The 21,736-nt window shown below is 70.1% G+C and carries 22 protein-coding genes and 3 tRNA genes; 10 read left to right on the top strand and 15 right to left on the bottom strand.

The genetic code is table 11. From position 1 onward, the window contains the following. Positions 1-3: 3 nt before the first annotated feature. Positions 4-702, top strand: a complete 699-nt coding sequence (locus BST44_RS07640; RefSeq protein ID WP_083176267.1) for a YciI family protein — start codon at positions 4-6, stop codon at positions 700-702. A 10-nt stretch (positions 703-712) separates the two neighbouring features. Next, positions 713-1,930 carry an RNA polymerase sigma factor gene (locus tag BST44_RS07635; RefSeq protein ID WP_083176265.1) on the top strand — a complete coding sequence of 406 codons (1,218 nt, stop codon included), beginning with the start codon at positions 713-715 and terminating at the stop codon, positions 1,928-1,930. Between the two features lie 73 nt (positions 1,931-2,003). Here the strand turns inward: BST44_RS07635 and rplA are convergent, their stop codons facing one another. From rplA to BST44_RS07575, 12 genes are all read right to left on the bottom strand, one after another. Next, positions 2,004-2,711 carry a 50S ribosomal protein L1 gene (rplA, locus tag BST44_RS07630; RefSeq protein ID WP_073878352.1) on the bottom strand — a complete coding sequence of 236 codons (708 nt, stop codon included), beginning with the start codon at positions 2,709-2,711 and terminating at the stop codon, positions 2,004-2,006. A gap of 76 nt (positions 2,712-2,787) precedes the next feature. Beyond that, the gene (rplK, locus tag BST44_RS07625; RefSeq protein WP_068087268.1) at positions 2,788-3,216 is read right to left on the bottom strand and encodes a 50S ribosomal protein L11; all 429 of its coding nucleotides are present in this window, start codon (positions 3,214-3,216) and stop codon (positions 2,788-2,790) included. A 30-nt stretch (positions 3,217-3,246) separates the two neighbouring features. Continuing rightward, positions 3,247-3,990 carry a transcription termination/antitermination protein NusG gene (gene nusG / locus BST44_RS07620; RefSeq protein ID WP_083176263.1) on the bottom strand — a complete coding sequence of 248 codons (744 nt, stop codon included), beginning with the start codon at positions 3,988-3,990 and terminating at the stop codon, positions 3,247-3,249. A gap of 27 nt (positions 3,991-4,017) precedes the next feature. After that, on the bottom strand, positions 4,018-4,473 hold the full coding sequence (secE, locus tag BST44_RS07615; protein WP_083176261.1) for a preprotein translocase subunit SecE: 456 nt from the start codon (positions 4,471-4,473) through the stop codon (positions 4,018-4,020). Between the two features lie 199 nt (positions 4,474-4,672). Then, a tRNA-Trp gene (locus BST44_RS07610) sits at positions 4,673-4,745 on the bottom strand. A gap of 144 nt (positions 4,746-4,889) precedes the next feature. After that, positions 4,890-5,390, bottom strand: coding sequence for a (3R)-hydroxyacyl-ACP dehydratase subunit HadC (gene hadC / locus BST44_RS07605; RefSeq protein ID WP_083176259.1), 501 nt, complete (start codon positions 5,388-5,390; stop codon positions 4,890-4,892). A 4-nt stretch (positions 5,391-5,394) separates the two neighbouring features. Next, a complete protein-coding gene (hadB, locus tag BST44_RS07600) occupies positions 5,395-5,823 on the bottom strand; it encodes a (3R)-hydroxyacyl-ACP dehydratase subunit HadB (RefSeq protein WP_065442249.1) in 429 nt (142 codons plus the stop codon). After that, positions 5,810-6,289 carry a (3R)-hydroxyacyl-ACP dehydratase subunit HadA gene (gene hadA, locus BST44_RS07595; RefSeq protein WP_083176257.1) on the bottom strand — a complete coding sequence of 160 codons (480 nt, stop codon included), beginning with the start codon at positions 6,287-6,289 and terminating at the stop codon, positions 5,810-5,812. The genes hadB and hadA overlap by 14 nt, the downstream gene beginning before the upstream one ends. Positions 6,290-6,337: 48 nt before the next feature. Beyond that, the gene (gene rpmG, locus BST44_RS07590) at positions 6,338-6,505 is read right to left on the bottom strand and encodes a 50S ribosomal protein L33 (RefSeq protein ID WP_007167776.1); all 168 of its coding nucleotides are present in this window, start codon (positions 6,503-6,505) and stop codon (positions 6,338-6,340) included. Positions 6,506-6,549: 44 nt separating this feature from the next. After that, a tRNA-Met gene (locus BST44_RS07585) sits at positions 6,550-6,623 on the bottom strand. Positions 6,624-6,675: 52 nt separating this feature from the next. Beyond that, positions 6,676-6,748: transfer RNA gene (locus tag BST44_RS07580), tRNA-Thr, on the bottom strand. Between the two features lie 77 nt (positions 6,749-6,825). Then, the gene (locus BST44_RS07575) at positions 6,826-7,035 is read right to left on the bottom strand and encodes a type II toxin-antitoxin system VapB family antitoxin (protein ID WP_007167775.1); all 210 of its coding nucleotides are present in this window, start codon (positions 7,033-7,035) and stop codon (positions 6,826-6,828) included. Positions 7,036-7,145: 110 nt separating this feature from the next. On the opposite strand from BST44_RS07575, the gene BST44_RS07570 reads away from it, so the two are divergent. The 3 genes from BST44_RS07570 to BST44_RS07560 all read left to right on the top strand — a co-directional run bounded on the left by BST44_RS07570 (position 7,146) and on the right by BST44_RS07560 (position 9,474). After that, positions 7,146-7,859: an MBL fold metallo-hydrolase gene (locus BST44_RS07570; protein ID WP_083176255.1), complete on the top strand. Its 714-nt coding sequence runs from the start codon at positions 7,146-7,148 to the stop codon at positions 7,857-7,859. A 65-nt stretch (positions 7,860-7,924) separates the two neighbouring features. Continuing rightward, positions 7,925-8,758, top strand: a complete 834-nt coding sequence (locus tag BST44_RS07565; RefSeq protein ID WP_083176253.1) for a DUF8453 domain-containing protein — start codon at positions 7,925-7,927, stop codon at positions 8,756-8,758. 20 nt (positions 8,759-8,778) lie between these two features. Beyond that, positions 8,779-9,474 (top strand): crotonase/enoyl-CoA hydratase family protein, encoded by a 696-nt coding sequence (locus BST44_RS07560; RefSeq protein WP_083176251.1) that lies wholly within the window; start codon positions 8,779-8,781, stop codon positions 9,472-9,474. A 113-nt stretch (positions 9,475-9,587) separates the two neighbouring features. Here BST44_RS07560 and cynS read toward each other — a convergent pair whose 3' ends face one another. After that, positions 9,588-10,043, bottom strand: a complete 456-nt coding sequence (gene cynS / locus BST44_RS07555) for a cyanase (protein WP_083176250.1) — start codon at positions 10,041-10,043, stop codon at positions 9,588-9,590. A gap of 46 nt (positions 10,044-10,089) precedes the next feature. Further along, positions 10,090-10,605: a nitroreductase family protein gene (locus BST44_RS07550; protein ID WP_083176249.1), complete on the bottom strand. Its 516-nt coding sequence runs from the start codon at positions 10,603-10,605 to the stop codon at positions 10,090-10,092. A 175-nt stretch (positions 10,606-10,780) separates the two neighbouring features. On the opposite strand from BST44_RS07550, the gene BST44_RS07545 reads away from it, so the two are divergent. Genes BST44_RS07545 through BST44_RS07525 form a run of 5 tightly spaced genes read left to right on the top strand, consistent with a single transcriptional unit; the run spans position 10,781 to position 20,728 of the window. Further along, a complete protein-coding gene (locus BST44_RS07545) occupies positions 10,781-11,647 on the top strand; it encodes a cyclopropane mycolic acid synthase family methyltransferase (protein ID WP_083176387.1) in 867 nt (288 codons plus the stop codon). A gap of 49 nt (positions 11,648-11,696) precedes the next feature. After that, a complete protein-coding gene (recC, locus tag BST44_RS07540; protein WP_083176248.1) occupies positions 11,697-14,966 on the top strand; it encodes an exodeoxyribonuclease V subunit gamma in 3,270 nt (1,089 codons plus the stop codon). 13 nt (positions 14,967-14,979) lie between these two features. Further along, positions 14,980-18,279, top strand: a complete 3,300-nt coding sequence (gene recB / locus BST44_RS07535) for an exodeoxyribonuclease V subunit beta (protein ID WP_083176385.1) — start codon at positions 14,980-14,982, stop codon at positions 18,277-18,279. After that, positions 18,276-19,994 carry an exodeoxyribonuclease V subunit alpha gene (recD, locus tag BST44_RS07530; protein WP_083176247.1) on the top strand — a complete coding sequence of 573 codons (1,719 nt, stop codon included), beginning with the start codon at positions 18,276-18,278 and terminating at the stop codon, positions 19,992-19,994. The genes recB and recD overlap by 4 nt, the downstream gene beginning before the upstream one ends. Positions 19,995-20,002: 8 nt before the next feature. Continuing rightward, entirely contained in the window at positions 20,003-20,728 is a 726-nt protein-coding gene (locus tag BST44_RS07525) for a TVP38/TMEM64 family protein (RefSeq protein WP_083176246.1), read from the top strand. Here BST44_RS07525 and BST44_RS07520 read toward each other — a convergent pair. Beyond that, the gene (locus tag BST44_RS07520; protein WP_083176383.1) at positions 20,725-21,672 is read right to left on the bottom strand and encodes a class I SAM-dependent methyltransferase; all 948 of its coding nucleotides are present in this window, start codon (positions 21,670-21,672) and stop codon (positions 20,725-20,727) included. The genes BST44_RS07525 and BST44_RS07520 overlap by 4 nt on opposite strands. Between the last annotated feature and the right edge of the window lie 64 nt (positions 21,673-21,736).

Raw genomic sequence — 21,736 nt, 5'->3', positions numbered from 1 at the left:
CACATGCAGTACTTCGCCTTGTTGATCAGCAAGGAGCAAGACCGCACGCCCGACGACGCGGCCGCCGCGATGGCGGCATTCGAAGACTTCCACGCCAAAGCCGGCGCGGCGATCAAGGCCGGCGACGCGCTGGCCCCCGCCGCGGGCGCGACGGTCATCACCGGCGGCCCGGACGCGCCGATCACGACCGACGGCCCCTTCGCCGAGTCCGCCGAGGTGGCCTGCGGCTACTACGTGTTCGAGGCGGAGAACCTCGACGAGGCGCTGGCCCTGGCGCGCGACATCCCGGTCGCCCAGTTCGGGGCCGTGGAAGTGTGGCCGGTGGTCCACGCGATCGAACCGTCCCGCGAGCTCACCGGCAACGACTGGCTGGCCCTGCTGCTGGAGCCGCCGGCGTCGGCGCACACCCCGGGCACCCCGGAGTGGGAGGCCGTGGCCGCCCGCCATGCGGATCTGCACGCCGCCGCCGGCGACCACATCATCGGCGGCGCAGCGCTGCACGACAGGTCCACCGCCACGACCGTGCGGGTGCGTGACGGCGAGGTGCTCGTCACCGACGGGCCGTACGTGGAAGGCGCCGAGATCGCGACCGGGGTCTACCTGCTCGCCGCCGCGGACCGCGACGAGGCGGTCAAGGTGGCGTCGATGATCCCCGCCTCGACCGTGCAGGTGCGGCAGCTGGCCGGAGTCTCGGGACTGTAAAGCACTCGCGATGTCCGACCTGGACGGCGTCTTCCGGCGGGAATGGGGGCCCGCAGTCGCCGCGCTCGCGCGGTGGTCCGGCGACCTCACCGTCGCGGAGGACGCCGTCCAGGAAGCCTGCGCCGAGGCGCTTGGAAGCTGGGAACGCGACGGCCCGCCGGACAATCCAGGCGGGTGGCTGGTGACCGTCGCACGCAATCGGGCGCGCGATCGGCTGCGCCGCGAATCTGCCCGTCCCGGAAAGGAATTGGCGGCCGTGATCGACGAAATCCGGGCGCGCACCGATCACACCGACCCGTCTCCCGTCCGCGACGACGAGCTGCGGATGATGTTCACCTGCGCCCACCCCGCCCTGGACCGCCAATCCCAACTGGCGCTCACCCTGCGGCTGGTGTCGGGCTTGACGGTCGCCGAGATCGCCCGCGCACTGCTGCAGACCGACGCGGCGATCGGCCAGCGGATCACGCGCGCCAAGAACAAGATCCGCCACGCGAACATCCCGCTGCGGGTGCCGCCCGCCGGGCTGCTGCCCGAGCGGACCCCGCACGTGCTGGGGTGCGTCTACTCGGTGTTCACCGAGGGGTATTGGTCCACGGCGGGCCCGTCGGCGATCCGCGACGAACTGTGCGACGAAGGGATCCGGCTGGCCGGCGAGCTGTGCGCGCTGATGCCGCACGAGCCCGAGGCACACGCCCTGGCCGCCCTGATGCTGCTGCACGATTCGCGGCGGGCCACCCGGGTCGACGACGCCGGCATGCTGGTGCCGCTCGAGGAGCAGGACCGCCGCCGGTGGGATCGCGGGCGCATCGCGCGCGGCATGGAGCGGCTCCGCCGGGCCGAGGGTTCGCCGGGGCCCTACCTGCCGCAGGCGGTCATCGCCGCGCTGCACGCGACGGCGCCGTCCTGGGAGCAGACCGACTGGGGCACCATCTGCGCGGCCTACGACCGGCTGCTGGGGCTGACCGACTCACCGGTGGTGCGCGCGAACCGCGCCCTGGCGGTCGGTTTCCGCGACGGTCCCGATGCCGGCCTCGCCGCCCTGGACGAGGCCGCGGACGATCCCCGGCTGGGACGCTCCAATCTGGTCGCGACGGTGCGCGCCGACCTGCTCCGCCGCGCGGGCAGGCCGGCCGACGCCGTCGTCTGGTACCGGAAAGCGCTGGAAGTCAACGGCTCCGAGCCGGGCCGCCAGTTCCTGCGGCGGCGCATCGCCGAGTGCGCCGGCTAACCCCGCGAGCAGACGCGAAATCGCATCTCGCAGGCGATATTTGCGCGAGTTTGCGTCTGATCGCGGAGGGAAATCAGGCCTCTGCGAAGTTGCGGGTGACCGACGGGTCCACCGGGATGCCCGGGCCCGTGGTCGTGGACACGGTGATCTTCTTCAGGTAGCGGCCCTTGGAGGCGGACGGCTTGAGCCGCAGCACCTCGTCGAGCGCGGCGCCGTAGTTCTCCGCGAGGGCCTTCTCGTCGAAGGACGCCTTGCCGATGACGAAGTGCAGGTTGGCCTGCTTGTCGATGCGGAAGTTGATCTTGCCGCCCTTGATGTCGGCCACGGCCTTGGCGACGTCCGGGGTGACGGTGCCGGTCTTGGGGTTCGGCATCAGGCCGCGGGGCCCCAGCACGCGGGCGATGCGGCCGACCTTGGCCATCTGGTCGGGCGTCGCGATCGCGGCGTCGAAGTCCAGGAACCCGCCCTGGATCTTCTCGATCAGGTCGTCGCTGCCGACGATGTCCGCGCCGGCGGCCTGCGCCTGTTCGGCTTTGTCACCCACCGCGAACACCGCGACTCGGGCGGTCTTGCCGGTGCCGTGCGGCAGGTTGACCGTGCCGCGGACCATCTGGTCCGCCTTGCGCGGGTCGACCCCGAGCCGGATCGCCACCTCGACCGTCGCGTCCTGCTTGGCCGACGCGGTCTCCTTGGCGAGCTTGGCCGCCTCCAGCGGGCTGTACAGGTTGTCGCGGTCCACCTTCTCGGCGGCGGCGCGGTATGCCTTGCTGTTCTTGCTCATTGATTCGTCCAATCTGGTGTTGGGTCGTGGTTAAGCAGCGGGCCGAAGCTGGCCCTCCCACGGTTGGGGTGTCGAACTACTCGACGGTGATCCCCATCGACCGGGCGGTGCCGGCGATGATCTTGGCGGCCGCGTCGATGTCGTTGGCGTTGAGATCGGTCTTCTTGGTCTCGGCGATCTCACGGACCTGGTCCCAGGTGACCTTGGCGACCTTGGTCTTGTGCGGCTCGGCCGAGCCCTTGCCCACGCCGGCGGCCTTGAGCAGCAGCTTGGCGGCGGGCGGCGTCTTCAGCGCGAAGGTGAAGCTGCGGTCCTCGTAGACCGTGATCTCCACCGGGATGACCTGGCCGCGCTGGTTCTCCGTGGCCGCGTTGTAGGCCTTGCAGAACTCCATGATGTTGACGCCGTGCTGGCCGAGCGCGGGTCCCACCGGCGGGGCGGGGTTGGCCTGCCCGGCCACGATCTGCAGCTTGATCAGCCCGGCGACCTTCTTCTTCGGGGCCATGGGTGTTGGTGTTCCTTCCTAGCTAACGTTCTAAATCTTCGACACTTGGCTGAAGGTCAATTCCACGGGCGTCTCGCGGCCGAAGATCGACACCAGCACCTTGAGCTTCTGCTGTTCGCCGTTGACCTCGCTGATGGTCGCGGGCAACGTCGCGAACGGACCGTCCATCACCGTCACCGACTCGCCGACTTCGTAGTCGACCTCGATGGCCGGGCGCTCCAGCCCGCCGGCCTCGGCGGTGGTGGCGGCGGCGGCCGCGCCCTTGGCGGCCTTCTTGGCCGCCCCGCGCGGCAGCAGGAACTTCACCACGTCGTCGAGGGTCAGGGCCGACGGCCGCGACGTCGCGCCGACGAACCCGGTGACGCCCGGCGTGTTGCGCACCGCGGCCCACGAGTCGTCGGTCAGGTCCATGCGCACCAGGATGTAGCCGGGCAGCACCTTGCGGTTGACCTGCTTGCGCTGGCCGTTCTTGATCTCGGTGACCTCTTCGGTGGGCACCTCGACCTGGAAGATGTAGTCGCCGACGTCCAGGTTCTGCACGCGCGTCTCGAGGTTGGCTTTGACCTTGTTCTCGTAGCCCGCGTACGAGTGGATCACGTACCAGTCGCCCGGCTTGCTGCGCAGCTCCGCCTTGAGCGCGGCCGCCGGGTCGACCTCTTCGGTCGACTCCTCGGGGGCCTCGGCCGCTGAGGTTTCAGTGGTCTCAGCGTCCTCGGTGCGCTCTTCCACGTCGACCGCTTCACCCGCGGACGTGTCACCGTCGAAGGTAGTCACGGTTTTCAGTCCTCTCTATCTTCTCGCTCAGCCGAACACCAGCAGCACCAGCTTGGTGAGGCCGAAATCCGCGAGGCCGACCAGCGCCACCATGAAGGCCAGGAACGTCAGCACGACCGACGTGTACGTGAGCATCTGCTTGCGGTTGGGCCAGATAACCTTCCGCATCTCCGCAACCACCTGCTTGAGGTAGTTGTAGACGAAGACGAACGGGTTGGCCGAACGGTCCCCGGGCTTCTTCGGTTTTTTCGCCTTCTTGGCCTTGCCGCCCTTGGTTGCCTTGGACTCCCTGGCGACCTCGGCCTCGTCCGCCGACGCCACGTCGCCGTCCTCGGCTGCCTCCGCCGCGCGCTGCCGGGACCGCTTGCCGGTGGGGCGCTGCGGCCGCGTCACCACAGCGGTCCGACCGCCGCTAGCCCGGCCGTCCTCCCTGTCGGCGCCGTCGCTTGTGGCGTCGTTGGCTGCGTCGCCTTCGTCGCTCACCGCATGCTCCTTAGTTTGCTAGTATCCCGCGGGACGTCCCCGTGGCGGGGGGCACCATTCCAGTGTCCACCATGGCACGCATTTTCCAATGTCCGGCTCCTCCTCCGGCCGTTCCGGCCCGCATCGTCGCCAGACGTTCCAATGTCCGGCTCCTCCTCCGGCCGTTCCGGCCCGCATCGTCGCCAGACCTCGCGTTCAGCAGGGGCGACAGGACTTGAACCTGCAACCTGCGGTTTTGGAGACCGCTGCTCTGCCAGTTGAGCTACGCCCCTTCGCGGTTGGCAGGCCAACCTGCGCTTACCTGCCGGGGCTTACATGACACGCGCGCTCCCCGTTCTTTCGACTCACGGAAAGCGCGCTGCGGCTGGGAAAACCCCGAGGTCCGAGTGTACATCGACGCCGCACCCAGATACTAATTACGCCGTTCGAACGACCTGGCCGGAGTCCGGGTCCCAACGCAGGTTCTCCGACTGCTCGGCGTACTGGCTCATCAACGTGGTGTAGGCCTCCAAGACCAGCTCACCCCGATCGTTGACGCAGATGTTCTTGGTGACCACGATGTCGGCGCCGAAACGCTCGTCCACCGACACGATGTCCATCCGGGCCCACAGCTTGTCGCCGGCCTTGATCGGCTTGGCAAACACGAAACGCTGGTCGACCTGGACGATCACCAACGTCTCCATGCCGATGTCGACATGCCGGAAGAAGTCCAGCTGGACCAGCTTGGCGAAGATGGTCGCGAAGGTCAGCGGCGCCAGGATTGCCTCATGCCCGAGCGCGGCGGCCGCGCCCTCGTCGTAGTGGGCCGGGTGGCGATCCTTGACAGCCTGCGCGAACTGCCGAAGTTGCTCCCGCCCCACCACGAAGTAGTCCGGGTAGCGCCAGATCATTCCCCTGATGTCTGTTTTGAGCGCCATGTACCTATGCGAGGGTTGCGGACGCGATCGCCCTGCCGAAGATCTTCTTCCCGCCGGTGGTGGCGGTCAGCGCGATCGTCACCGATTTGGTCTCCGGGTCGACCGACTTGACACGGCCGCTGAAGACGAGCTCGGCGCCCTTGCCGTCGTTGGGCACTGGCACCACGGCGGTGAACCGCACGTTGTACTCGGTGACCGCGCCGGGGTCACCGATCCATGAGGTGACGTAGCCGCCGCCGATGCCCATGGTCAGCATGCCGTGCGCAATCGCGGTGTCCAGTCCGACAACCTTGGCCATCTCGTCGTCCCAGTGGATCGGGTTCAGGTCCCCCGAGACTCCCGCGTAGTTGACCAGGTCCTGCCGGGTCAGCGGGTAGGTCTTCTCGGGGAGCTGGTCGCCCACCTTCACGGAGCTGAACTCACGCAGTGGCATCAGAAAATCCCTCGTCTCCATCATCACCCGCACGACCCGCCAGGGTCGTGTAGGTCTCCTGCACGACATCACCGGCTTCGTTGGTGATGACGTTCTTTGTCACGATGATCTGGGTGCCGTGCGATATCCGCATCGAGTCCACGTAGACGTCGCAGTACAGCCTGTCGCCCGCGACGATCGGCGCGTTGAACTTCAGCACCTGGTCGACCTGAACGATCTGCGCGTCCTGGACAGCAACATTCGCGTACTTGAAGAACGCCGTCTGCGCCTGGTAGCCGAACACACAGATGAACGTCAGGGGGGCGAGCAGACCGTCGTAGCCCAGCTCAGCCGCCGCCTTCTCCTCGAGGAACGCCGCGTCGTCGTTTTGCACGGCGACGGCGTGTTCGCGGATCTTCTCCCGCTCCACCTCGTAATGGTCGGGATAGCGGTAATGCATCCCGACGATGCTTTCGGATAACGGCACGGCTGGAATCTACCTAGTCGATGGCGAATAAACGGTCGCGGGTCGCCGCTAGCGCGTCTCGCGGTGCGCCTGGTGCTTGCCGCAGTTCGGGCAGAACTTCTTCAGCTCCATCCGGTCCGGATCGTTGCGGCGGTTCTTCTTGGTGATGTAGTTACGGTGCTTGCACACCTCGCATGCCAAAGTGATCTTCGGCCGCACGTCGGTACTGGAAGCCATGACGGTTCTCTCTCAAATCTCTCAAAGTGTGCAGTGTTGTGTTGTAGCGATGGCCGGACTCGAACCGGCGACCTAACGATTATGAGTCGTTCGCTCTAACCGACTGAGCTACATCGCCTCTGGCCACCCCTTTTGGGGTCGGGGCCGCCACGCCTGCTCGGCGTCCGCCGAGCCCCCTAACGGAATCGAACCGTTGACCTTTTCCTTACCATGGAAACGCTCTACCGACTGAGCTAAGGGGGCCGTTCACCCGAATCCGGCGATGCCGCGGGCCTAAAAGAGGGTACAGCCTGGCTCGCAGCCGGACCAAACCACGGGCTTCACGGGGCCCCGTCGCCGCCCCGGCGGGGCTGCCAAGCCCTGAGGTCGCTGAATTCGTCGTACTCCTCGCCTGGTTCGCCGGTGTCAGCCTCGGTGAGCAGAGTGCGCAAGGCGAGATTGACGGCCTCGCGGGCGTCGGCCAGATGGAAGCGGCGTACCGCTTCGTCAATCAGATCGACGTCGACCTCGATCTCGACCTTCTTGATCATGGGGCAACAATACCCACTGCGCATCGGCCCAACCGCTGCTCGCGGGCGGTGTTCGGGGCCGTACGCGGCGGCGCCGCGGACCCCGGACGAGCACACCCTAGGCTGGTGACGTGTCAACGGATCGGCTGTACTTTCGCCAACTGCTCGCCGGTCGCGACTTCGCCGCCGGCGACATGTTCGCGACCCAGATGCGCAACTTCGCCTACCTGATCGGGGACCGCCAGACGGGCGACTGCGTGGTGGTCGACCCGGCATACGCCGCCGGCGATCTCCTCGACACGCTGGAGTCCGACGGCATGCGCCTGTCCGGGGTGCTGGTGACCCATCACCATCCCGACCATGTGGGCGGATCGATGATGGGCTTCTCGCTGCAGGGCCTGGCCGAACTGCTGGACCGCAAAGCGGTTCCCGTACACGTCAATACCCATGAGGCGCAATGGGTTTCGCGAGTCACCGGGATCGGCCTCGGCGACCTCACCGCCCACGAGAATCACGACAAGGTCAGCGTCGGCGACATCGAGATCGAGTTGCTGCACACCCCGGGCCACACGCCGGGCAGCCAGTGCTTCCTGCTCGACGGGCGTCTCGTGGCCGGTGACACCCTTTTCCTGGAGGGCTGCGGCCGGACCGACTTTCCCGGCGGCGACTCCGACGAGATGTACCGCAGCCTGCGCCAACTCGCGACCCTGCCCGGTGACCCGACGGTTTTTCCCGGGCACTGGTATTCGGCGGAGCCGAGCGCTTCGCTGTCCGAGGTCAAGCGTTCCAACTACGTGTACCGGGCCGCCGACCTCGCCCAGTGGCGAATGCTGATGGGCGGCTGAGGCGGCGATCGTTCGATCGGGGCGAGACGGTACCCGGCCTGTGATATAAGCGGAAGGTGGATTCCATGGGGTGGATCCAGGACAGCTGGCACGGAATCACGCACGTTGGGTCCAGCACCTGGATCGCGTGGGCGGCGTGGGCGGCGATCGCGCTCGCCGTCGTCACCCTCGTCTTCACCAGCCGGCAGATCGCCCGCAACCGCCGACTGGCCGCGGAGCAGACGCGGCCGCAGCTGGCGATGTTCATGGAGCCGCATCCCGCCGACTGGCACGTGATCGAGCTGGTGGTCAGGAACTTCGGCCAGACCGCGGCGTACGACATCACGTTCTCGTTCACCAATCCCCCAACGGTGGCCGAATACGAGAACGCCACCGACGGCTACGCCGACGTCGTCGAGCTGCGGCTGCCCCGCGAGTTGCCGGTGCTGGCGCCCGGCCAGGAATGGCGCATGGTGTGGGATTCGGCGCTCGACCGCGCCGAGATCGGCAGCGGCATCGAATCCCGCTTCACCGGCACCATCAGCTATTTCGACTCCCCGGAGCGCCCGCAGAGCTGGCGGTTCTGGGAGCGTGAGCGGCTGCCGCTGGAGACCCCGGTGGTGCTGGACTGGGACTCGTTGCCGCCCGTCCAGCGCATCGAGCTGATGACCACCCACGACCTGGCGAAGCGCGAGAAGCAGAAGCTGGAGTTGCTGCGCGGGCTGCTCACCTACTTCCACTACGCCAGCAAGGAAACCCGACCCGAGGTGTTCCGCAGCGAGATCGAACGGATCAACGGCGCCGTCCGGGAAACGCAGGACAGGTGGCGCACCCGCCAGCTCGACGAGCCCACCGACGTCAGCCTGCGCTGGGGTGAGGCAGAGGACGACCTGGGCAAACACCACACTCAGACCGCGTGACGGCAAGGAGCCAGCAACCGATGAGCGGCCCGGTCCACTACTCCCTCAAGGAGTCCATCGCGGTCATCCGGATGGACGACGGCAAGGTCAACGCCCTGGGCCCGACGATGCAGCAGGCCCTGGGCGAGGCGATCGACCGGGCCGAGGCGGACAACGCCGGCGCGCTGGTGATCACCGGCAACGAGCGCGTATTCAGCGGCGGATTCGACCTGAAGATCCTGACCTCCGGCGAAGCGCAGCCGGCGATCGACATGCTGCGCGGCGGCTTCGAGCTGGCCTACCGGCTGTTGTCCCATCCCAAGCCGGTGGTGATGGCCTGCACCGGACACGCGATCGCGATGGGGGCGTTCCTGCTGTGCTCCGGCGACCACCGGGTGGCCGCGCACGCCTACAACGTTCAGGCCAACGAGGTGGCGATCGGCATGGTCATCCCGTACGCCGCCCTGGAGATCATGAAGCTGCGGCTCACCCGGTCGGCCTATCAGCAGGCCGCCGGGCTGGCCAAGACGTTCTTCGGCGAGACGGCGCTGGCGGCGGGCTTCGTCGACGAGATCGTGCTGCCGGAGATGGTGGTCAGTCGCGCCGAGGAGGCCGCGCGGGAATTCGCCGGCCTGCGCCAACACGCCCACGCCGCAACGAAGTTGCGCGCCCGCGCCGACGCGCTCACGGCCATCCGCGCCGGGATCGACGGCATCGAGGCCGAGTTCGGGCTGTAGGGCGGGCCGTGTTGATGAGCTGAGTGGCGAACGCGGTGACCGGGAAAAGACCCGGCCGCCGCGTTGCTCGCCTCCTCGCGGCAAGTGTGGCACCGATGCGGCGCGCCGTCACTTCACCCTTGGGCCGAGACCCATTGATAGGGAAGGAATTTGCCGTCCAACGTCACCACGACGCGGTCGCCGGACGGGTGCGGTTTCTTCTGCAGGTCGACGCTGAAGTTGATCGCGCTCATGATGCCGTCGCCGAACTGTTCGTGGATCAGCTCCTTGATGGCGCCGCCGTACACCTGCAGGGCCTCGTAGAAGCGGTAGATGGTCGGGTCGGTCGGGACGGCGGCGGGCAGCCCGCCCCGCATGGGCGGGGCCGCCAGCACGGGCACCACCGACTCGTCCAGCTTGAGCTTCTCGACGAGAACCGTTGCCAGCTCGGGGGGAATGGGGTGCTGGCCGAGCAGCGCCGAGGTGGTCCACACCACCGGCCGGTCGATGGCGTCGGCCAGCTCTTGCCACGTCAGGCCCAGGCGCAGGCGGGCCAGGACGATCTGCTCGGTGATCTCGTGTCTGTTCATGGCCTAATCATGCACGCCCGGGGCGGCGCTGCGCCCGGCCTCCTCGTCACCAGCGACCGTGGTGGACGACCTCGGAGAAGGGCCGCCGGTTCGGCGTGCGGATCGGCACGAGGGGACGGTCGGCGGGATACCCGACGCCGAGCAGGAAGGCCACCAGCCGGTCCTCGGGGACCCCGAGGATGGCCCGCGCCCTCTCCTGGTCCCCCACCGAGGAATGCCCGGTCCCGATGCCCAGGTCCGCGGCCGCGATCATCATCGCCATCGTGGCCTGCCCGACGTCGTAATTGTCGGTGACCAGCCTGCGCTCGTCGGGCGGCACGGGCACCACGATCGCGATCGCCGCGGCGGCACCGGCGATGTGCCCGGCACCCTGCCAGACGGTGGACAACTCGTGGAGCTGCGCGCGGTCCGTGACGATCACGAAGTCCCACGGCTGTCGGTTCTTGGCCGAGGGGGCGCGCCATCCGGCCTCGGCGATGCGGTTCAGGTCGCCTTCGGAAACCGGGTCGGGCTTGTACTGCCGGACGTTGCGCCGGGCGCGGATCGCGTCCCAAGCCTCCATCTGTGCCTCCTCAAATCTCTGGCTGACACGGGTAAACGGGGGTAGCCTCATCCGAATTCCCCGCATGGGCGCCGAAGTTTGATTCCGGCATTGACGGGAAGCCATGGTGAACCAGCTGCGCCGCGCGCTCGTGAACCAGCTGAATGGCCCCGGACCTGGAAAGGCGCTAGCTGGCATGACAGAAAACCTGACTCCCCATTTCGAGGACGTCCAGGCGCACTACGACCTGTCCGACGATTTCTTCCGGCTGTTTCTCGATCCCACGATGACCTACAGCTGCGCCTACTTCGATCGCATGCGGGACATCCCGCTCGAAGAGGCGCAGCTGCGCAAGATGGACCTGGCGCTGGGCAAGCTGGGGCTGCGGCCCGGCATGACGCTGCTGGACGTCGGCTGCGGGTGGGGCGGCACGATGCGCCGCGCGATCGAGAAGTACGACGTCGACGTGGTCGGGCTGACGCTGTCCGAGCACCAGGCCGCGCACGTGCAGAAGATGTTCGACGCCATGACCACCACGCACAGCAGGCGGGTGCTGCTGCAGGGCTGGGAACAGTTCGACGAGCCCGTCGACCGGATCGTGTCCATCGGCGCGTTCGAGCACTTCGGCTACGACCGCTACGACGACTTCTTCCAGACCGCCTACCGCGTCCTGCCCGACGACGGTGTGATGCTGCTGCACACGATCACCATGCTGACGCCGGACCAGATCGTCGGACACGGCCTGCCGATGACCGAGGACCAGACCAGCTTCAACGACTTCATCGCCCGCGAGATCTTCCCGGGCGGCCAGTTGCCGCCGATCGAGATGGTGGAATTCCACGCCTCGAAGATGGGCTTCAACCTGGTCCGCAGGCAGTCGCTGCAGCTGCACTACGCCCGCACGCTCGACCTGTGGGCCGCGGCGCTCGAGGCGCACCACCGCGAGGCCGTCGAGATCCAGTCCGAAGAGGTCTACCAGCGGTACATGAGATACCTGACCGGCTGCGCCAAGGCGTTCCGGGACGGCTACATCGACATCAACCAGTTCACGCTGGCCAAGTAGGGCCTAACCACCCACCCGTGTCGGCGTCCGGGGCTATCGTGGCACCGCGATGGCGCTTCACCTCCACCGTGCCGAGCGCACCGACCTCCTTGCCGATGGCCTCGGCGCCCTGCTGGCCCACCCGCTGACCGACCCGTTCGCCCAAGAACTGGTGCTGGTGCCGGCGCGCGGCGTCGAACGGTGGCTCAGTCAGCGGTTGTCGCACGTGCTCGGGCGCGCCCGGGGCGGTGACGGGGTGTGCGCCGGGGTGGCGTTCCGCAGTCCCGGCTCCCTGGTCGCCGAGCTCACCGGCACGGCCGACGACGATCCGTGGTCGCCGGACGCGCTGGCCTGGCCGCTGCTGGCGGTGATCGACCACTCGCTGGACGAGCCGTGGTGTCGCACTCTGGCAACGCATTTGGGCCACTTCGCGCCGACCGAGACCGAGGCCGAGCTGCGTCGCGGGCGCCGTTATTCGGTCGCGCGCCGGCTGGCCGGCCTGTTCGCCTCGTATGCCAGGCAGCGTCCGCGGCTGCTCGCCGACTGGCTGGCGGGCGACGCCGGCGACCTCGACCCCGATCTGGCCTGGCAGCCCGAGCTGTGGCGGGCGTTGGTGGCCGCGGTGCCCGCCGACCCCCCGCATGTCCGCCACCACAAGACGGTGACCCGGCTGCGGGAAGGCCCCTGCGGCCTCCCGCCCCGGCTGTCGCTGTTCGGACACACCCGGCTGGCGAGCACCGACGTGGAGCTGCTGGACGCGGTCGCGGCCCACCACGATCTGCACCTGTGGCTGCCGCACCCCAGCGACGAACTCTGGCGGGCGCTGGCCGGCGCCCGTGGCGCGATCCCCCGCCGCGCGGACACCAGCCACCGCATCGTTGGCCATCCGCTGCTGGCCACCCTGGGGCGGGACCTGCGCGAGCTGCAACGCGGCCTGCCCGCCGACGCCCAGACGGACGAATACCTGCCCGCACCGGCGCGGCCCGCCACGCTGCTGGGCTGGCTGCAGTCCGACATCGCCGCGAATGCCGTTCGGCCACAAGGGCGTATCCTCGCCGCCCAGGACCGCTCGGTGCAGGTGCACAACTGCCACGGGCCGGCGCGCCAGGTCGACGTGCTGCGGGAGGTGCTGCTCGGCCTGCTGCAGGACGACCCGACGCTGCAGCCGCGCGACATCCTGGTGATGTGTCCGGACATCGAGACGTACGCGCCGCTGATCGTCGCGGACTTCGGGCTCGGCGACGTGGTGCACGGCGCGCACCCCGCGCACCGGTTGCGGGTGCGGCTCGCCGACCGCTCGCCGCTGCAGACCAATCCGCTGCTCCGGGTGGCCTCGCAGTTGTTGGCCCTGGCCGGCAGCCGGGTGACCGCCAGCGAGGTGCTCGACTTCGCCGAGGCCGCGCCGGTGCGCGCCCGGTTCGGCTTCACCGACGACGATCTGGAGGCCATCACCCGCTGGGTCCGGCAGGCCAACATCCGGTGGGGGTTCGACCAGGAGCACCGGCGGCCCTATCACGTCGACTTCGTGCACAACACTTGGCGTTTCGGCATCGACCGGGTGCTGGCCGGCGTCGCGATGTCCGACGACTCGCACGCCTGGATCGACGCGACCCTGCCCCTCGACGACGTCAGCAGTAACCGCGTCGAATTGGCCGGCCAGTTCGCCGAATTCGTTGCCCGGCTGCAACGAGTCGTCGACTCGCTGACGGGGGCCCGGACGCTGCGCGACTGGCTGGCCGCGCTGGCCGAGGGCATCGACCTGTTGACGCGCGTCGCCGACGCGGACCTGTGGCAGACCGCCCAGCTGCAGCGGGAGTTCGCTTCGACACTGGCCGACGCCGGGCCGCGGGCCGACACGGTGCTGCGGCTGCCCGACGTCCGGGCACTGCTCGACGGGCGACTCGCGGGGCGCCCGACGCGCGCCAACTTCCGCACCGGCACGCTCACGGTGTGCACGATGGTGCCGATGCGCTCGGTTCCGCATCGGGTGGTGTGCCTGGTCGGGCTCGACGACGGGGTGTTCCCGCGCCTCGGGGTGGTCGACGGCGACGACGCGCTGGCCCGCGACCCGATGACCGGCGAACGTGACATCCGTTCCGAGGACCGGCAGTTGCTGCTCGACGCCGTCGGCGCGGCCTCCGAGAAGTTGGTGATCACCTACACCGGCGCCAACGAATACTCGGGCCAGCCGCGCCCGCCGGCGGTGCCGCTGGCCGAGCTGCTGGACACGCTGGACGTCACCACCGCCGGCAGTGTCCGCGACCGCGTCGTCGTCGCACACCCGTTGCAGCCCTTCGACATTCGCAACGTCGTCCCCGGCGGGCTGGTGCCCGACGTTCCGTTCAGCTTCGACCCGACCGTGTTGCGCGCGGCGCGGGCCGCCACCGGTGAGCGCGGCGAGAAGCCCCGGTTCATCTCGGGGCCGCTGCCGCCGCCACCCGCCGAGGATGTCAACCTCGCCGACCTCGTCGGCTTCTTCAAGGACCCGGTCAAGGGTTTCTTCCGCGCCCTGGAGTTCACCCTGCCGCGCGATGTCGACGGCGTGCAGGACGCCATGCCCGTCGACCTCGACGGCCTCGAGGAGTGGTCGGTCGGGGACCGGATGCTGGGCGACATCCTGCGCGGGTGGACGCCGGACGACGCCCGCCAGGCCGAGTGGCGGCGGGGCACGCTGCCGCCGGGCCAACTGGGGTGGCGCACGGCAACCGACATCCGCGATCAGGCCGCCCTGCTGGCGGCCGCCGCCCAGCAGCACCGCCGGACCGACGCCCGCGCGTACGACGTCGACGTCGATCTCGGCTCGGGGAGACGGCTCACCGGCACGGTCTCGCCCGTCTACGGGGACCGGCTGGTGTCGGTGACGTACTCCAAACTGGACGGCAAACACCTGCTCGAATCGTGGATTCCGTTGCTGGCGTTGGTCGCTCACGATCCCTCCCGCGACTGGTCCGCGATCTGCATCGGCCGCCGCAAGCGGGGTACCGCGCCACGGATGGAGGGGCTGGGACGGCCGCGTGAGGACGCGGTGTCGGTGCTGCGCGAGCTGGTCGCGGTCTACGACGCGGGCCGCCGCGAGCCGATCCCGTTGCCCGTCAAGACGTCCTACGCCTGGGCGGCCGCCCGGCACTGCGGCGACGATCCGTTGCGGGAGGCGCAATTCCGGTGGAAGTACGAACACGAGGAGCCGGCCCACGTGCGGGCGTGGGGCAAGAACGCCCGGTTGACCGAGCTGATGCGGCCGGTGGCGGCGGGCGAGGACTGTGACGGCGAGGACACCCGGCTGGGCGCCTACGCCGCCCGGGTCTGGCTGCCGATGCTGCGCGCGCAGAGGGAGCCGTGAAATGAGCGGCGCGATGGCGCGCTTCGACCTGCTCGGCCCGCTGCCGGCCGAGCGCTCCACCACGGTGCTGCAGGCCAGCGCGGGCACCGGCAAGACGTTCGCGCTGGCCGGCCTGGTGACCCGCTACGTCGCCGAGGGCGCGGCGACGCTGGACCAGATGTTGCTCATCACGTTCGGGCGGGCCGCCAGCCAGGAGCTGCGCGAGCGTGTCCGCGGCCAAATCGTCGACGCGGTAGCCGCCTTCGACGACGGCGCGGGCGCCAACGAGTTGGTGGCGTACCTGCTGGACGGCACCGACGACGAACGCGCGGCGCGCAGGCAGCGCCTGCGCGACGCGCTGGCGGGCTTCGACGCGGCCACCATCGCCACCACGCACCAGTTCTGCCAGCTGGTGTTGAAGTCGCTGGGCGTGGCGGGCGACACCGCGGCGAACGTGACGCTGCTGGAAAGCCTCGACGAGCTGATCGTTCAGATCGTCGACGACCTGTACCTCGCCCACTTCGGGGGGGAGCGTGACGATCCGGCGCTGACCTACCGCGATGCGCTGCGGCTGGCGCGCGAGGTGGTCAGGAACCCGTCGACGCAGCTCCGGCCGCTGCACCCCGAACCGGGCTCGCGGGCCGCCGTGTGCGTGGGATTCGCGAAAGAGGTTCTCGCGGAACTGGACACGCGCAAGCGGCGGCTCGGCGTCCTGGACTACGACGACCTGCTGAGCCGGCTCGCCGATGCGCTGGCCACCGAAGACTCCCCCGCGCGGGCCCGCATGCATCACCGCTGGCCGATCGTCATGGTCGACGAGTTCCAGGACACCGACCCGGTGCAGTGGCAGGTGATCGACCGCGCGTTCAGCGGGCGCTCCACCGTCATCCTCATCGGTGATCCCAAGCAGGCCATCTACGCGTTTCGCGGCGGCGACATCGTGACGTATCTGCGGGCGGCCGAGACCGCCGGCGAGAAGAAGACGCTGGCCACCAACTGGCGCAGCGATGCCGCGCTCGTCGAGCGCCTGCAGGTGGTGCTGCTGGGCGCCCAACTCGGCGACCCCGCGATCGTGGTGGACGACGTCGACGCCTACCACCAGGGGCATCGGCTCGCCGGCGCCCCGCGCAACGACCCGTTCCGGTTGCGGGTCGTTCAGCGAGAAACGCTGGGGCGCAGCGGGCTACAGAACCTGCCGATCGACGAGCTGCGGGCCCACATCGGCGCCGACGTCGCGGCCGACATCCGCGTCCTGCTCGCGGCCGGGGCGACGTTCGCCGGCCGGCCACTGCGGGCCCGCGACATCGCCGTGATCGTGGAGAAGCACAAGGACGCCGCCGCCTGCTTCCGGGCGCTGTGCGACGCCGGGGTGCCGGCCGTCTACACCGGCGACTCCGACGTGTTCGCGTCGGACGCCGCCGAGGACTGGCTGTGCCTGCTGGAGGCTTTCGACCAGCCGCACCGGCCGGGCATGGTCCGCGCCGCCGCGGCCACCATGTTCTTCGGCGAGACCGCGGAATCGCTGGCGGCAGGCGGCGACGCGCTGACCGACCGGGTCGCGGAAACGTTGCGCGAGTGGGCCGGTCACGCCCGGGAACGCGGCGTCGCCGCCATCTTCGAGGCCGCACAACTTTCCGGGATGGGCGACCGCGTGCTGTCCGCCCAGGGCGGCGAACGGCATATGACCGACCTGGCGCACATCGCGCAGCTGCTGGGGGAGGTCGCGCACCGGGAGCGGTCCAGCCTGCCCGCGCTGCGCGACTGGCTGCGCAGGCAACGCGAGGAACGCGCCGGCGCACCCGAACGCAACCGCCGCCTGGACAGCGACGCGGCCGCCGTGCAGATCATGACGGTGTTCGTCAGCAAGGGCCTGCAGTACCCGATCGTGTACCTGCCGTTCGCGTTCAACCGCAACACCCAGGACCGCGACGTGGTGTTGTTCCACGACGACGGGGTGCGCTGCCTGCACATCGGCGGCAAGGACAGCCCGGACTTCAAGACCGTGGAAATCCTGGGCCGCAAGGAGGACGCCAGCGACGACAGCCGGCTGACCTACGTGGCGCTCACCCGCGCCCAGTCCCAGGTGGTGGCGTGGTGGTCGCCGGCGTTCGACGAGCCCAACGGCGGCCTGTCGCGGCTGTTGCGCGGCCGCCGGCCGGGCGAGGCCTTCGTGCCCGACCGGTGCGAACCGGCGAAGGTCTCCGACGACGACGCCCTCGACCGGTTGCGCGAATGGGAGGCGGCGGGCGGTCCGGTGATCGAGCGGTCGGTCGTGGCCGCGGCGCCGTCCGTGCCGCCCGAGCCGGTGCCGTCCGACCTGGAGAACCGCCACTTCCACCGCGGCATCGACGCCGGGTGGCGGCGCACCTCCTACTCCGGTCTCATCCGGGTGGCGGAAGCCTTCGAATCCACCGGGGTGGGCAGCGAGCCCGAGGTCACCGAGCTCGACGACGAGTCCGGCGACGTCCCCGTGGCTCAGGCCGCATCGGGTCCGGCGGTGCCCTCCCCGATGGCCGACCTGCCGGTGGGCGCCACGTTCGGCACGCTGGTGCACGCGGTGCTCGAGACGGCCGACCCGCTGGCCGCCGATCTGTCCGCCGAGTTGGCGTCGCAGGTCCGCACCCACTCCGTGTGGTGGCCGGTCGACGTGACCGCGGACGTGCTGGCGGCGGCCCTGGTGCCGATGCACGACACGCCGTTGGGCCCGCTGGCCGGCGGCCGCACGCTGCGCCAGATCGGGCCGGCGGATCGGCTGCGCGAGTTGGACTTCGAGTTCCCGCTGGCCGGGGGCGACGTCGGCTCGGCGTTGCCCGAGATCCGGCTGGCGGACCTGGGCGCGGCGCTGCGCGCGCACCTGCCGGCCGACGACGCGCTGGCGTCCTATGCCGGCCGGTTGCTGAGCCGCCCCCTGGGCGAGCAGCCGTTGCGCGGCTACCTCACCGGCTCCGTCGACGCCGTGTTGCGCGTGCCGGACGGCGCGGCGCAGCGCTATCTGGTGGTCGACTACAAGACCAACTGGCTCGGCGATCCCGACCGACCGTTGACGTCCGCCGATTATGACCGGCCGCGCCTGGTCGAGGCGATGCTGCACTCGGACTACCCGCTGCAGGCCCTGCTGTACAGCGTTGTGCTGCACCGGTTTTTGCGCTGGCGGGTGCCGGGCTACCACCCGGATCGGCACCTCGGCGGTGTGCTGTACCTGTTCGTGCGCGGGATGTGCGGCGCGGCCACACCCCTGGTCGACGGGCACCCGTCCGGGGTGTTCAGCTGGCGGCCGCCACCGACGCTGATCGCCGAGTTGTCCGACCTGCTCGACGGGAGGGCGGTCGCGTGACGCTGGAGGCGATCACCGCCGACGGCCTGCTCCGGGCGCACACCGAGGCAGGCGTCTTCGAGCCGGCCGATGTCCATGTGGCGCAGCGGCTTACGGCACTGGCCGGCGAGCCCGACGAGCGGGTGGCGGTGGCGGTCGCCCTGCTGGTGCGCGCGCTGCGGGGCGGTTCGGTGTGCGTGGATCTGCGGGCGGCCCCGGCGCAGGTGGACGTCGCGGACCTGGAGTGGCCCGACCCGGACGGGTGGATGGCCGCCGTGCGGGCCAGCGCGCTGCTCGGCTCGCCACCGGTGCTGCGACTGTTCGGCGACCTGCTGTACCTCGACCGGTACTGGCTGGAGGAGGAGCAGGTGTGTGCGGACCTGCTCGCGCTGTCCGCGCCCGGGGCACGAGGCGACGTGGCCGCCCTCGACCGACTCTTCCCGGCCGGATACGACGAACAGCGGGCGGCCGCCGAACTCGCCGTCTCCCAAGCGGTTACGGTGCTGACGGGCGGCCCCGGCACCGGCAAGACCACCACGGTGGCGCGGCTGCTGGCGCTGCTGGCCGGGCAGGCCGAGCTGGGCGGCCTTCCGCGTCCGCGGATCGCGCTCGCCGCGCCGACCGGCAAGGCGGCGGCCCGCCTCGCCGAGGCGGTGGCCGCGGAGGTGCGCCGGCTGGACGCGGCCGACCGGGCACGGCTGACCGGCCTGCCGGCGACGACGCTGCACCGGCTGCTGGGCGCGCGGCCGGACACGTCGGTGCGCTTCAAACACAATCGCGGCAACCGGCTGCCGCACGACGTCATCGTGGTGGACGAGACCTCCATGGTGTCGCTGACGATGATGGCCCGGCTGCTGGAGGCGGTGCGGCCCGATACGCGGCTGATCCTGGTGGGCGATCCCGACCAGCTGGCCTCGGTGGAGGCCGGCGCGGTGCTGGCCGACCTGGTGGACGGGTTGACCGCGCGCGACGACGTGCGGGTGGCGGCGCTGCGCACACCGCATCGGTTCGGCGAGTCGATCGGCGCGCTGGCCGAGGCGATCCGGGTCGGCGACGCCGACCGGGTGCTGGAGTTGCTGCGGTCCGGCGGCGAACACGTCGAGTGGCTCGACTCCGACGGGCCGGCCGGCGGGCTGCGTGCGGTGCTGGTTCCGCACGCGCTGCGGGTGCGCGAGGCCGCGCTGCTCGGCGCCACCGAGGTGGCGTTGGCGACGCTCGACGAGCACCGGTTGTTGTGCGCGCACCGGCAGGGGCCGTACGGGGTGACGCATTGGAACCGGCAGGTGGAGCGCTGGCTTTCCGAGGAGACCGGCCAGCCGGTGTCGTCGCCGTGGTACGCCGGCCGGCCGGTGTTGGTGACGGCCAACGACTATGGGCTCAAGGTGTACAACGGCGACACCGGGGTGGTCGTGGCGGGCCCCGAGGGGCTGCGGGCCGTCATCGCCGGCGCCGCCGGAACGTTGGGCTTCGCGACCAGCCGGCTCACCGACATTGAGACCATGCATGCCATGACGATCCACAAGAGCCAGGGCAGCCAGGCCGACGAGGTGACGGTGCTGATGCCGCCCGAGGACTCTCGCCTGCTGACGCGCGAACTGTTCTATACGGCGGTGACGCGGGCGAAGACCAGGGTCCGGGTGGCCGGTTCCGCGGCCGCGGTGCGGGCGGCCATCGAGCGCCGCGCCGTGCGCGCGACCGGACTGGCCCAGCGGCTGCGCGCCGCGGCGCCCGCGTGAGGGGCGGCATGGACGACGGCGACGATTCCCCGCCGGACTCTGAGCCCACGTCCCGACGGACGCACGTCGTGCGGCTCGGCGTGTTCGTCGTGTTCCTGCTCGTGCTGTTCTATCTGGTGGCCGTCGCGCGGGTGATCGACGTCGAGGAGGTGCGGCGGGTGGTGTCGGCGACGGGCCCGGCGGCGCCGCTGACCTACGTCGCGGTGTCGGCCGTCCTCGGCGCGTTGTTCGTGCCGGGCGCGATCCTGGCCGCGGCCAGCGGCCTGCTGTTCGGTCCGGTGCTCGGCGTGTTCGTGACGCTGGGCGCGACGGTGGGTACCGCCGTCGTCGCGAGCCTCATCGGGCGCCGGGCCGGGCGGGACAGCGCGCGGGCGCTGCTGGGCCGCAACCGCACCGACCGCATCGACGCGTTGATCGAACGCCGCGGGCTGTGGGCGGTGGTCGGTCAGCGCTTCGTCCCGGGCATTTCCGACGCGCTCGCCTCCTATGCCTTCGGAGCGTTCGGAGTTCCCTTGTGGCAGATGGCGCTCGGGGCGTTCGTCGGTTCGGTACCGCGGGCCTTCGTCTACACCGCGCTGGGCGCCTCGATCGGAAACCGGTCGTCGCCGCTGGCGTACGCCGCGATCGCGGTGTGGTGCATCACCGCCATCGTCGGCGCCCTTGCCGCGCGGCGGGGATACCGGAATTGGCGCGCACACGCCCGCCGGGAGGACCCGGAGGCCGAACGCCGCTAGTTCGCCGCCCGCACGGCGGCCACGAACAGGTTCCCCGGCACGGCGTCCTCGACCTCCTTGGCCGCCGCGCGCCCGTAGCCGGCCATCAGCTCGTCGGCCGGGGTGACCGTGACGCTCCAGCCGTGCCGGCGGAACCAGTCACCGACGTCCTCGCGCTCCTCGAAGTACCACAGCTCGTCGGTCCTCGGCACGTCCCGGTCCGGCGCCACCCGCGCCATCAGGGCGCGCACCCGGTCCATCCGCGCGCGACGCTTCGCGCGGAACTCCGGGTCGAGGAATTTCGGTCCCAGCGCCTCGACGGCCACCCGGCTGCCGGGAGCGGTGAGCCCGTCCACGCGCTCGAACAACAACTCCTGGGCGGCGGCCGGCAGGTACGGCATCAGCCCCTCGGCCGACCACACGCTGGGCGCCGACGGGTCAAACCCGGCGTCCCGCAACGCCGTCGGCCAGTCGTGGCGCAGGTCGACCGCGACCTCTACCCGGTTGCAGGTGGGCCGCGCCCCGTGCTGGGCCAGCGTCGACGATTTGAAGTCCAGCACCCGCGGCTGGTCGAGTTCGTAGACGGTCGTGCCGTCCGGCCAATCCAACCGCCACGCCCGCGCGTCCAGGCCGGCCGCCAAGATCACCGCCTGCCGGATGCCCGCGTGCGTCGCGGCCAGGAAGAACTCGTCGAAAAACGCTGTCCGCGAAGCCATGTAACCGACCATCGCCCGCATCTGCAGCGGCAACTGCGGTTCGGCCTCGACGACTTCGTCCGGCAGCTGCGGAGCCGAGTGCCAATTCCACACCCCGTCGCCGGCGGCGTCGAGGAAGATTTGCGCGAACGGATCCCGGATCAGTGGATCGTCGCTTCGCGTTTCGGCCGCGCGGGCGGAGGCCACCCCCAGCGCCGTCGCGCCCACGCTTTCGGTGATCTCCCAGCTGTCGTTGTCGGTTCTCGCCACGCTCACGCCCTCCGATTCGCTAGCTCGCCTATGTTTACGACCCTACCCGCGCCAAGTCGTGGGA

This window comes from Mycobacterium scrofulaceum (assembly GCF_002086735.1).
Classification (GTDB): domain Bacteria; phylum Actinomycetota; class Actinomycetes; order Mycobacteriales; family Mycobacteriaceae; genus Mycobacterium; species Mycobacterium scrofulaceum.
The sequence above is the reverse complement of the archived record's forward strand: the minus strand, read 5'-3'. Positions and strand labels throughout refer to the sequence as shown.